Annotated in this window: 11 protein-coding genes; 7 read left to right on the top strand and 4 right to left on the bottom strand. The window is 72.0% G+C overall.

Annotated features, from left to right (window positions below; genetic code table 11):
* Positions 1-463 precede the first annotated feature (463 nt).
* Both CA983_RS32475 and CA983_RS32480 read left to right on the top strand, forming a co-directional pair.
* Entirely contained in the window at positions 464-1,981 is a 1,518-nt protein-coding gene (locus CA983_RS32475; RefSeq protein ID WP_086604379.1) for a glutamate-cysteine ligase family protein, read from the top strand.
* Positions 1,982-2,048: 67 nt separating this feature from the next.
* Positions 2,049-2,852: a CPBP family intramembrane glutamic endopeptidase gene (locus CA983_RS32480; RefSeq protein WP_086604380.1), complete on the top strand. Its 804-nt coding sequence runs from the start codon at positions 2,049-2,051 to the stop codon at positions 2,850-2,852.
* 21 nt (positions 2,853-2,873) lie between these two features.
* Here the strand turns inward: CA983_RS32480 and CA983_RS32485 are convergent, their stop codons facing one another.
* The gene (locus tag CA983_RS32485; protein WP_086604381.1) at positions 2,874-3,692 is read right to left on the bottom strand and encodes a PhzF family phenazine biosynthesis protein; all 819 of its coding nucleotides are present in this window, start codon (positions 3,690-3,692) and stop codon (positions 2,874-2,876) included.
* A gap of 174 nt (positions 3,693-3,866) precedes the next feature.
* Between CA983_RS32485 and CA983_RS32490 the strand changes: the two genes are divergently transcribed.
* Positions 3,867-4,496, top strand: a complete 630-nt coding sequence (locus CA983_RS32490; RefSeq protein WP_086604382.1) for a PadR family transcriptional regulator — start codon at positions 3,867-3,869, stop codon at positions 4,494-4,496.
* 122 nt (positions 4,497-4,618) lie between these two features.
* Here CA983_RS32490 and CA983_RS32495 read toward each other — a convergent pair whose 3' ends face one another.
* Positions 4,619-5,047 (bottom strand): type II toxin-antitoxin system Rv0910 family toxin, encoded by a 429-nt coding sequence (locus CA983_RS32495; RefSeq protein ID WP_086604383.1) that lies wholly within the window; start codon positions 5,045-5,047, stop codon positions 4,619-4,621.
* A 223-nt stretch (positions 5,048-5,270) separates the two neighbouring features.
* Between CA983_RS32495 and CA983_RS32500 the strand changes: the two genes are divergently transcribed.
* The 3 genes from CA983_RS32500 (at position 5,271) to CA983_RS32510 (ending at position 8,191) form a co-directional block, all read left to right on the top strand.
* On the top strand, positions 5,271-5,912 hold the full coding sequence (locus tag CA983_RS32500; protein ID WP_244207189.1) for a Clp protease N-terminal domain-containing protein: 642 nt from the start codon (positions 5,271-5,273) through the stop codon (positions 5,910-5,912).
* Between the two features lie 86 nt (positions 5,913-5,998).
* Positions 5,999-7,012: an EamA family transporter gene (locus CA983_RS32505; RefSeq protein ID WP_086604384.1), complete on the top strand. Its 1,014-nt coding sequence runs from the start codon at positions 5,999-6,001 to the stop codon at positions 7,010-7,012.
* 228 nt (positions 7,013-7,240) lie between these two features.
* Positions 7,241-8,191 (top strand): DMT family transporter, encoded by a 951-nt coding sequence (locus tag CA983_RS32510; protein ID WP_086604385.1) that lies wholly within the window; start codon positions 7,241-7,243, stop codon positions 8,189-8,191.
* A gap of 37 nt (positions 8,192-8,228) precedes the next feature.
* Here CA983_RS32510 and CA983_RS32515 read toward each other — a convergent pair whose 3' ends face one another.
* Positions 8,229-8,912 carry a pyridoxamine 5'-phosphate oxidase family protein gene (locus CA983_RS32515; protein WP_086604388.1) on the bottom strand — a complete coding sequence of 228 codons (684 nt, stop codon included), beginning with the start codon at positions 8,910-8,912 and terminating at the stop codon, positions 8,229-8,231.
* Between the two features lie 35 nt (positions 8,913-8,947).
* Between CA983_RS32515 and CA983_RS32520 the strand changes: the two genes are divergently transcribed.
* Positions 8,948-10,279, top strand: coding sequence for an aminotransferase class I/II-fold pyridoxal phosphate-dependent enzyme (locus CA983_RS32520; RefSeq protein WP_086604389.1), 1,332 nt, complete (start codon positions 8,948-8,950; stop codon positions 10,277-10,279).
* A 76-nt stretch (positions 10,280-10,355) separates the two neighbouring features.
* On the opposite strand, the gene CA983_RS32525 is transcribed toward CA983_RS32520, so the two are convergent.
* A partial coding sequence (locus CA983_RS32525; protein WP_086604386.1) for a DMT family transporter occupies positions 10,356-11,202 on the bottom strand: 847 nt, incomplete at its 5' end.

Raw genomic sequence — 11,202 nt, forward strand, 5'->3', positions numbered from 1 at the left:
GGGTCTCAAGAACGAGAGGGGGTGGGGTCCGCCGAACATCGCCTCGACGGCATGACCCATCGACCGTGGGCGCCAACCTTCTGCCTTGTTCGCGGAGTTTATACGACACGGGTTCAGACTGTGTTTCGTCTAGCCGTTTCCGGTGAGTAGAACAAGGGTACATTCGGTCGGCGATACGCGAGAATTATCCCGATTCCACGCGGGGGTGTGCGGTGGTGACCTCGACGAATGCCCCTGCGGCGGTCGGCCCATTCTCGTCGGCGTTTTTCACGAGTTCGCACTACCCGAAACCCCGGCCTGCGTGGCATGCCGAGTGAATGTGCCACCGGTCATACGTGACCAGCGTAGCGGTCGGCGGGTCCGCCCGGGACGTTATCGATCGCTTTCGCTGGGCATCCTCCACCTGACCGGGACCCCGGCGGCCGGATCTTCGGCCCCGCACCATCCGAGGAGGGACGCTTCGATGGGGGAGAAGGTCGTGGCAGGCCGGTTCGACCTGTCCGATCGCCAGCGCTACCGCGACAAGCTCCGTCAGTGTCTGACGGGCTTGGAGCGACTCCTGGCGGAGAAGCGGTTCGATCGCCCCAAGAACCTCATGGGGCTGGAGATCGAGTTGAATCTCGCGGGCGCCGACGGCATGCCGAAAATGTTGAACGCGCAAGTCCTGGAACGTATCGCGAGCCGCGATTTCCAAACAGAACTCGCCATGTTCAACCTGGAAGTCAACATTCCCCCACACCGTCTGGGCGGCCGCGTATTCGACCGGCTCGCCGAGGAACTCCGTACGTCACTGGCATATGCCGACCGGAAAGCCGGCGAGGTCGACGCGGGAATCGTGATGATCGGCATTCTGCCGACCCTCGACCGGGACGACCTGGTGTCGTCGAACCTCTCCGACGTCGACCGCTACACCCTCCTCAACGACCAGATCGTGGCCGCCCGCGGCGAGGAGTTCACCCTCGACATCGCCGGCGTGGAGCACCTCCGCTGCACGTCCAAGTCCATCGCGCCGGAGGCCGCCTGCACCTCCGTGCAGCTGCACCTCCAGGTCACCCCGGCCCGTTTCGCCGACGTGTGGAACGCGGCCCAGGCCGTCGCCGCCGCGCAGATCGCCGTCGGCGCCAACTCTCCGTTCCTCTTCGGCCGTGAGCTGTGGCGCGAGTCGCGGCCCCCACTGTTCCAGCAGTCCACCGACACCCGCCCGCCCGAACTCCAGGCCCAGGGCGTCCGGCCGCGCACGTGGTTCGGGGAGCGCTGGATCACCTCGGCGTACGACCTGTTCGAGGAGAACCTGCGCTACTACCCGGCGCTGCTGCCGATCTGCGACGACGAGGACCCGCTGGAGGTGCTCGACCAGGGCGGCGTCCCGAGCCTCGCCGAGCTCGTCCTGCACAACGGCACGGTCTACCGCTGGAACCGCCCGGTCTACGGCATCGCCGACGGCGTCCCCCACCTGCGCGTGGAGAACCGCGTGCTGCCCGCCGGGCCCACCGTCATCGACGTCGTGGCCAACGCCGCGTTCTACTACGGCCTCGTCCGCGCCCTCGCCGAGGAGGCCCGGCCGGTGTGGTCCCGGCTGCCGTTCGAGGCGGCCGCCGCCAACTTCGACGCCGCGTGCAAGGACGGCATCGACGCCCGCTTCACCTGGCCCCGGCGCGGCCGCTACGGCGGGACCACGCAGGTCGACGCCGTGAGCCTGGTCCGCGACGAGCTGCTGCCGCTCGCCGAGGTCGGGCTGGACGCGTGGGGCGTGGAGCCGGCCGACCGCGATCTGTACCTGGGTGTGATCGAGGAGCGGTGCCGGCGCAGGGTGAACGGGGCGAGCTGGCAGGCCGCGACCTTCCACAAGGCGCTGGACGCGGGCCACCCGAGGGACGCCGCGCTGGCGGCCACGACCCGGCGCTATCGGGAGCTGATGCACAAGGGGGAGCCGGTGCACACCTGGCCTGTGGGATCGCCGGAGCCGGTGCCGTTGGGCTGATGCGCCGCCGGGCCGATGTCCTGCTGCCCTCATACTGATCCGACAGGTCGGTGAAGTGGAGGCAGGTGTGCAGGCGGAGGCGAGCCCGGTGGCCGACGATCCCATTCCCCAGCAGCGGCTCTCGCGGCGGATGCTCCGCAACGAGACGCTGCTCGTGCTGGCGCTCTCGCTGGGTGCGAGCGGAGTCTCCGCCCTGATCAGCTTCATCGGCTCGGTCACCAAGCCCGGCGGGCTGAAGGACCAGGCGGCCACCATGAACGCCTCGGCCGCGCCCGGCCGTCCCTGGCTCGACCTGGCCTGGCAGCTCTTCGGGATCACCACCGCGCTCGTGCCCGTCGTACTCGTCGCGCACTTCCTGCTGCGCGAGGGCGCGGGCCTGCGCACCCTCGGCTTCGACCGCACCCGGCCCTGGCCCGACCTCGGCCGCGGGGCGGCGATCGCGGCGGTCATCGGCTCCACCGGAATCGCCTTCTACCTGGCTGCCCGGGGCCTCGGCTTCAACCTCACCGTGGTGCCCGAGGCGCTGCCCGACGTGTGGTGGAAGTACCCCGTGCTGATCCTCTCGGCGATCCAGAACGCGGTGCTGGAGGAAGTCATCGTCGTGGGCTACCTGCTGCGCCGCCTCGGTCAGCTGGGGTGGACGCCGATGGCCGCGCTGGTGGGCAGCTCGGTCCTGCGTGGCTCGTACCACCTCTACCAGGGCATCGGCGGCTTCATCGGCAACATGGTCATGGGCGTGGTGTTCGTCTGCCTGTACCGCCGCTGGGGCCGAGTGGGCCCGTTGGTGGTGGCCCACTCGCTGCTCGACATCGGTGCCTTCGTGGGATACGCCCTGCTGGCGGGCAAGGTCGGGTGGCTGCCGACGGCGTGAGAGACCCGGGGAGGGGTCGTCTCAGGCCAGCAGCTCGCCCTCGATGACGGTGACAGCCCGGCCGGTCAGCAGTGTGCGGTCGCCGCGCAGCTCCGTGCGGACGCGGCCGGAGCGGGGTGAGGCCTGGAGGCCGGTGAGGCGGGGGCTGCCGAGGCGCTCGGACCAGAACGGGGCGAGCGCGGTGTGGGCGCTGCCGGTCACCGGGTCCTCGTCGATGCCGACGTTCGGGAAGAAGCAGCGCGAGACGAAGTCGTAGCCCTGGTCGGGGTCATGCGCGCGGGCCGTGGCGATGACACCGCGCTCGGAGTGGGCGGCGAGGGCCCTGAGGTCGGGGCCGAGGCCGTGCACCGCCTTCTCGTCGGCGACCTCGACCAGCAGGTCGCCGACGTTCGGGCCGGTGTCGAGGACCGTGAGCGGCTCGGTGCCCAGGGCCTCGGCGAGGCCGTCCGGCGGGTCGACCCGGGTGAGCGGAGCCGTCGGGAAGTCCATCGTGACGGAGCCGTCTTCGGCGGGCGTGGCGACGAGGACGCCGCTGCGGGTGGCGAACCGTACCGGGCCCTCGTGGGTGCCGGTGGTGTGCAGGACGTGGGCGGTGGCCAGGGTCGCGTGACCGCACATCGCGACCTCCGCGGCCGGTGTGAACCAGCGCAGCGCCCAGTCGGCCTCGCCGCCCTCGGGGAGGGGACGGGCGAAGGCCGTCTCGGAGTGGTTGACCTCCAGGGCGATGTTCTGGAGCCAGGTGTCGTCCTGGAAGGCGTCCGGGTCGTCCAGGAGAACGACCCCGGCCGGGTTGCCGGAGAAGGGGCGATCGGTGAAGGCGTCGACGATTCGAATCCGCATGCCCGGACGCTAGAGCCCCGTCCAAGGGGCAGGCCAAGGCCAATTCGCTAGTACTGGCCTGGTCCGCCCCGTCCACATGTGGAGTGTGGCCTCGATCCGGGTCTTGTCATGGGAGCTACCGATATATCGTTGAAGCATCGCGACAGATCAACGATGGAATGGAGAGTGTTTGCGATGCATACTCACGGATTCGAGCACGGGCATGGCCACGGCGGACCCCGTCACGGCGGCCGCGGCGGTTTCGAGGGGCTGCGTGCGGCCTTCGGGCCGTTCGGGCCGGGCGGTCCCGGCTGGGGCGGGCCCGGTGGCCCGGGCTTCGGTCCCGGACCCTGGGGCGGACGAGGGCGCGGCGGGCCGAGGGGACGGGCGCGGCGCGGTGACGTACGGGCCTCGATCCTGGCCCTGCTGAAGGACCGGCCGATGCACGGCTACGAGATGATCCAGGAGATCGCCGAGCGCAGCGGCGGGGCGTGGAAGCCCAGTCCCGGCTCGGTGTACCCCACCCTCCAGCTGCTGGAGGACGAGGGCCTGATCGCGAGTGAGTCCGAGGGCGGCAAGAAGTTGTTCTCGCTCACCGAGGCGGGCCGCGCCGCGGCCGAAGAGGGGCCCGAGGCGCCCTGGGAAGAGGCCTCCCGCGGGGTCGACTGGGAGGCTCTCGGCGAGATCCGCCAGGCCGGCTTCGGCCTCATGGAGGCCTTCGGCCAGGTCTGGAAGACCGGCAGCAAGGAGCAGCGGGAGAAGGCGCTGGGCGTCATCAACGAAGCCCGCAAGAAGCTGTATCTGATCCTCGCCGACGAGGACTGACGAAGGCCGGCGACTGCTGAGGATCGGGCGTCGTCCGAGTGCGCCGCCGGGCAGGCGCCCCGTGGAGTGATCCACGGGGCGCCTCTGCTCGCGCCGGGAGTGTGTCGCCGGTGCCCGGAGCGTCAGGCCACCAGGCCGTCCAGTTTGCGCAGTGACTCGTTGAGGGCGGCCGTGGCCGAGTCCTTGAGCTTGCCCGCCATCAGTGACACCGCCGCGCCCGTGAACTCACTGTCGATGCGCACCGTCGTCGCGTCGCCGTCGGGTGTGAGGGTGTAGCGCGTCGCCACGGTCACGCCCATCGGGCCCTTGCCGCGGATGGCGAGCAGCCGGGCCGGTTCCATGGTCTCGACGGTCCACTCCACCTCGGCCGGGAAGTTCATGAGCCGCATGTTCTCCTGGAACGTCGCGCCCACTTCGAGGGGCTCGGGTCCGCCCGACGGGAAGCTCGTGTGGGTCGCGTTCCACTCGCCGTACGCGGACCAGTCCGTGAGCCTGGCCCGCACCTTCTCGGCCGGCGCCCCGATGTGTGACTCCGCGCTGACTTCGGCCATGCGACCACCTCTTCACGTCGGGCTCGATGTCGCGGAACGTAGCCGTGACGGCCGCAATGTTCAATACTGATGAACCGTCAGCCGCTCCTGGGGCGTCCGGTGAAACAGCCTGATGTCCTCCGTAAGGAGGAGACTCCGGCCGGCGATGTCCACTTTCTGTGGGACGCGAAAATGCTCCGCTCCGAGGATGACCCGGGCACTCGGGACTGATGGGGTAGGGGATGTGCACCCCCGTATCCCCCGACAGTCGGCCCATGAGCACGGCATCCACCGCGCGGAGAACGATGCCAGGCTCAGCGACGAGCTGGCATCGGTGGTCACCGGTGCCCGCCGGAGAGCGGTCAGGGACGCGGACCGGCAGATCGACACGGCCCATCTGCTCCACTCGCTGCTGGAGTCCGACCCCGAGGCGCGTGCCGTCGTCGGCGACGGGCCGCAGATCGCGCGGCTGCTCGGCTACCTCGTCCAGCGCAGCATCGGATACGGCCTGCGCTGGCAGAGCGGCGTGGAGGACTCCGGCGCCGTCCCCGTCGTGACGGAGACGGCGGGCTTCTCGCCGCTGGCCGCGGCCTCGATGGAATACGCCTGCGAACGTGCCGAGCGACACGGGGGACCGGCCCGCGGTGTCGACCTGCTCGCGGCGATCGTCGTCGACTCGCAGGCGCGCGCGGTCGAGGTGCTCCGACGCGCCGGGATCGACCCGCACGCGGTGCTCGCCCGGCTCGACGGCTGGTCGCAGCGGCCTCAGGAAGGCCTCGACCGGTCCGAGGAGCGCGTTGACCGGTCGCAGGAAGGCCTCGACTGGCCTGAGGACCGAGCTGAGCGGTCTCAGGAGTGCGTGAGTGGCGGCGAAGGCGCCTACTGACCTGTCCTTGGCGGAGCCGCTTCTCGCGTCCGGACACTGGGACAGGTGCCATAGAGGGTGACGCTCCTGTCATGGCCTGTCATCATGTGCCGGTGCGTACGTCTGACAGTAGCCCCAGTAGCCCCAGCAGCCACGGCAAGGGTGTGGGCCTCGGCCTCGCGCTCCTGTCCGCGGTCGCCTTCGGCGGATCCGGTGTCGCGGCCAAGCCGCTGATCGAGGCGGGCCTGGACCCGCTGCACGTGGTGTGGCTGCGCGTGGCCGGGGCGGCCCTGGTGATGCTGCCGCTCGCCGTGCGCCACCGCTCCCTGCTGCGCCGCCGCCCCGGACTGCTCGCCGGGTTCGGGCTGCTGGCCGTCGCCGGTGTCCAGGCCTGCTACTTCGCGGCGCTCTCCCGTATCCCCGTCGGGGTGGCGCTGCTCATCGAGTACCTGGCGCCCGCCCTCGTGCTGGGCTGGGTGCGGTTCGTGCAGCGGCGGCCCGTGACGCGTGCGGCGGCGGTCGGCGTCGTCCTCGCCGTCGGCGGGCTCGCGTGCGTCGTCGAGGTGTGGTCGGGGCTCGGCTTCGATGCCCTGGGGCTGCTGCTCGCGCTCGGCGCGGCCTGCTGCCAGGTCGGCTACTTCATCCTCTCCGACCAGGGCAGCGACGCCGGGGACGAGGCGCCCGACCCGCTCGGCGTCATCGCCTACGGCCTGCTCGTCGGCGCGGCCGTGCTGACCGTCGTCGCCCGGCCCTGGAGCATGGAGTGGTCCGTGCTCACGGGCACCGCGCGCATGGACGGCACGCCCGTCGCCGCGATCGCCCTGCTGGCCTGGATCGTCCTCGTCGCCACGGTCGTCGCGTACGTCACCGGCGTGCTCGCCGTGCGCCGGCTCTCCCCGCAGGTCGCCGGTGTCGTGGCCTGTCTCGAAGCGGTCATCGCCACCGTCCTGGCCTGGATCCTGCTCGGCGAGCACCTGTCGGCACCGCAGCTCGCCGGTGGCGTGATCGTGCTGGTGGGCGCGTTCATCGCCCAGTCCTCGACGCCCTCGAAGGGCTCCGGACAGCCGGTGGCGAGCGGCGGCCCGGAAAGGAAGTTGTCCCGGCCCGGCAGGCCCGCATAAGGTGCCGATCATGCCTTCGAACGCACTCGTTCTTCCGCCTCCGGCCGCCTGAGGCGGGCCCTCCGGAAACCGCGCCCGGCGTCTCACCGCCGGGCCGAACGGTGCTGCCCGCAGACGAAGTCCGCGGACCCCGCTGATCCGACGTGATCCGGGGCCCTTCCCGAACTTCCGCGCACCAGCCGCCGCCGATCCCGCGCGGCGTGCCGTGCGCGTCTGCGGAGAGAACACGTGTCGAACACTGCCTCCGGCCTGCCCGTAGGGCGAGGCCTCCTCTATCTGATCGTCGCCGGTGTCGCCTGGGGCACCGCGGGCGCGGCCGCCTCACTGGTCTACCAGGCCAGTGACATGGGGCCCGTCGCCCTCTCCTTCTGGCGCTGCGCCGCCGGACTCGTGCTGCTGCTCGCCGTCCGCCTCGTCCGGCCGCGCGCCCAGGCCGCCGTACGGGAGCCGCTGGGCCGCCGGACGCTGCGGGCCGGCATCACCGGAATCGGGCTCGCCGTGTTCCAGACGGCCTACTTCGCGGCCGTCTCCGCCACCGGCCTCGCCGTCGCCACGGTCGTCACCCTGGGCGCCGGACCGGTGTTCATCGCACTCGGCGCCCGGTTGACGCTCGCCGAGCGCCTCGGCCGGGGCGGAACCGCCGCCGTCGCGGGCGCGCTCACCGGGCTCGCGGTCCTCGTCATCGGCGGCGGGGGCACGACCGTGCGCCCGTGGGGTGTGCTGCTCGCCCTGCTGTCCGCGGCCGGCTACAGCGTGATGACGCTGCTCATCCGCCGGTGGGGCCGTGGCGGCGAGGCCGACGCCTCCCGGACGACCGTAGGGGCCTTCGCCGTCACCACCCTGTGCCTGCTGCCGTTCGCCCTGTCCGAGGGGCTGCTGCCGCACACCGACGACCCGGGCAGGATCCTGCTCCTGCTGGCGTACGTCGCCGCCGTCCCCACGGCCCTCGCCTACGGCCTCTACTTCGCGGGCGCGGCCGTCGTACGGTCGGCCACCGTCTCGGTGATCATGCTGCTGGAGCCGGTGAGCGCGGCGGTGCTCGCCGTCGTGCTGCTCGGTGAGCACCTCACGGCGGCGACGCTGGCCGGCACTTTGCTGATGCTGGGCTCGGTCGTGGGGCTCGCGGTGGGAGAGGTACGGCGTACGAGGGCGTCCAATGAGCCGGTGATGCTGGTGTGACTCGGGGGCGGCCAGCACAGGACCCCGTGCCCCTTACTTACAACGCCCTCAAGTAGTCGGGCAGCTCGGTGCCGGGGGCCAGGTCGGGGTCGGCGATCGGAGCGCCGTAGGTCTTCCGCACCGGGACCACACCGGCCCAGTGCGGCAGGCCGAGGTCCTCCGGTTCGTCGTTCACGCCGCCGGTGCGGAGCTTGGCGGAGACCTCGTCCAGGTCGAGGCGGATCACGGCGGTGGCGGCCAGCTCCTTCTTGCTGGCCGGCCGCGAGTCGGCGGAACGGCCGGGCACGACGTGGTCGACCAGGGCGTCCAGGGCCTGCCGCTTCTCCTCGGGGTCCGTCACGTCGTGGGCGACGCCGTGCACCACCACGGAGCGGTAGTTGATCGAGTGGTGGAAGGCCGAGCGGGCCAGGACCAGCCCGTCGACGTGCGTGACGGTCAGGCAGACCGGGAGACCCGGGTCGGCCTGGCCGGCCGCCCGCAGCGGGCGCGAGCCCGTCGAGCCGTGCACGTAGAGCCGCTCGCCGACCCGGGCGTACAGCGTGGGCAGCACGACCGGCGCGCCGTCGCGGACGAAGCCCAGATGGCAGACGCAGGCCTCGTCGAGTATCGAGTGCACCAGTTCCCTGTCGTACGAGGCCCGGTCCGGCGAGCGGGTGGGGACGGTGCGGTCGGTGGGGGCGTAGGCGGCGGGTCGCGACGGCGTCTGCGGGGTCCCCTGCATGGCGATCTCCATTGTACTAGTGCATAATGGTCTTTGTGCTAGGAGAGTATCGGGTCAGCGGCCGTCGCGCAGCGGACATTTCCGCGAGCATCGAGCGGGCGGTGGGGAGTGGTGAGCTGCGGCCGGGCCAACTGCTGCCACCCATGCGGGAGTTGGCGGAGCGGCTGGGAGTGAATCCCAACACGGTCGCGGCCGCGTACCGGACCCTGCGCGAGCGCGGGGTCATCGAGACCGCGGGCCGACGCGGCAGCCGGGTGCGGGCCGCGCCGGCCACGACCGGGCGGGACCACATCAGGGTCGACGTCCCCGAAGGCGTGCGCGACGTGTCCAGCGGCAATCCCGATCCGGCTCTGCTGCCGGCCCTCGCGGCGGCGTTCGCAGCGGCGGCCGCCGAGGGCGACCGTGCTCCGGTTCTGTACGGCGAGGAGCCCGTGGATCCCGAGCTGGCCCGGATCGCCCGGGACGGGTTCGACGCCGACGGGGTGCCGGAAGGGCCGCTCGCCGTGGTCTCCGGTGCGCTCGACGCCGTGGAGCGGGTCCTGGCGGCCCATCTCAAGCCCGGCGACACCGTCGCCGTCGAGGACCCCGGCTGGGGCGGGACCCTGGACCTCGTCCCGGCGCTCGGGCTGCGGACCGTCCCCGTCGGCCTCGACGACGAGGGGCCGTACGCCGACGACGTACGGCGGGCGCTGGAGGCCGGGGCGCGTGCCCTGATCGTCACGGACCGGGCGCAGAACCCGACCGGCGCCGCGGTGAGCGCCACGCGCGCGCGTGCCCTGCGGTCCGTGCTCCAGGAGCACCCGGAGACGCTCCTCATCGAGGACGACCACGGGCACGGCATCGTCGACGTGCCCCTCCACCCGCTGGCCGGAACCACCCGGTACTGGGCGTTCGTGCGCTCGGCCGCCAAGGCCTACGGCCCCGATCTGCGCCTCGCCGTGCTCACCGGGGACGCCGTCACGGTCGACCGGGTCCGCGGCCGGCAGCGGCTCGGGCCCGGCTGGGTGAGCCGGCTGATGCAGCGGGCGCTGGTGCGGCTGTGGGTCGAGGGGGCGGTGGACACGCGCGCGGTGGCGGCGGCGTACGGGAAGCGCCGGGACGCGCTGATCGGCGCGCTCGGCCGGCGCGGGGTCGTGGCGCACGGGCGCAGCGGCATGAACGTGTGGGTGCCCGTGCCGGACGAGACCGGCGCCGTCGCCCGGCTGCTGCACGCGGGCTGGGCCGTCGTCCCCGGCGCGCGCTTCCGGCTGAGCGCACCGCCCGGTATCCGGGTCACCGTCTCGACGCTCGCCGAGGACGAGACGGAGGCGCTGGCCGACTCGATCGCCTCAGCGGTGGGGCCGGCGCCGGCGCGGAGTTACGTCTGACGCACCGGACGCCCTGCCCCGACCTCTACGCCAGACACACTGCCGGACCTCTACGCCCGAGCCTTCGGCCGGACCTCTACGCCCGAGCCTTCGGCCGGACCTGCGTCAGTGCCGCGCCGATCAGGACGATCACCGCCCCGACCGGTGTCGACCAGGTGAGCGACTCGCCCAGGAGCGCGACGCCTGCGGCCGTGGCGATGACCGGGATGAAGTACGTGACCATCTGGGCGGTCGTCGGTCCGACCTCGGCGACCAGACCGTACTGGAGGAGGACGGCGAGGCCCGTGCCCAGTGCGCCCAGGGTGGCGATCGCCAGCAGCGGCCCGATGGACAGGCTAGTGGGCAGGGTGGTGAACAGCGGGGTGACGACGGCCAGTTGGACTGTCGCGAGCAGCAACTGCGCGCCGGTCATCGACAGGTGCGAGTGGCTGGTGCCGGCCAGGGTGCGGCGGACGTAGATCCAGCCGATCGGGTAGCTGAGGGAGGCCAGCAGGGCCAGTGCCGTGCCGGTGATGTCCAGGCCGTGGAAGCCCTGCCAGGCGCCCAGCACCGTGAGCACTCCGAGGAAGCCGAGCCCGAGCCCGGCGACCCGGACCTGGGTCGGGCGGTCCTCCGACAGGGCGACCAGGGACAGCGCCATGCCCCACAGCGGCGACGTCGCGTTGCAGATGCCCGCCAGCGTGGACGGGATGGTCAGCTCGGCGTACGCGAACAGCGAGAACGGCAGGGCGTTGAGCAGGAGCGCGGCGACCGTCAGATGCCCCCAGGTGCGCACCCCGCGCGGCAGCCGCTCGCGGCGCACCGCCATCGCGGTGGCCAGTACGGCCGTACCGAACACCAGCCGGCCGAGCGTGACGTGGAACGGCGCGTACCCCTCGGTGCCCACCTTGATGAGGAGGAAGCTGAAGCCCCAGATCAGGGAC

The sequence above is a fragment of the Streptomyces swartbergensis genome (assembly GCF_002148965.1).
Lineage (GTDB): Bacteria > Actinomycetota > Actinomycetes > Streptomycetales > Streptomycetaceae > Streptomyces > Streptomyces swartbergensis.

Coding starts and splice junctions, on each gene's coding strand:
- CA983_RS32515 (WP_086604388.1), bottom strand. CDS start 8,912: ATGCAGGGGACCCCGCAGACGCCGTCGCGACCCGCCGCCTACGCCCCC.
- CA983_RS32475 (WP_086604379.1), top strand. CDS start 464: ATGGGGGAGAAGGTCGTGGCAGGCCGGTTCGACCTGTCCGATCGCCAG.
- CA983_RS32495 (WP_086604383.1), bottom strand. CDS start 5,047: ATGGCCGAAGTCAGCGCGGAGTCACACATCGGGGCGCCGGCCGAGAAG.
- CA983_RS32485 (WP_086604381.1), bottom strand. CDS start 3,692: ATGCGGATTCGAATCGTCGACGCCTTCACCGATCGCCCCTTCTCCGGC.
- CA983_RS32490 (WP_086604382.1), top strand. CDS start 3,867: ATGCATACTCACGGATTCGAGCACGGGCATGGCCACGGCGGACCCCGT.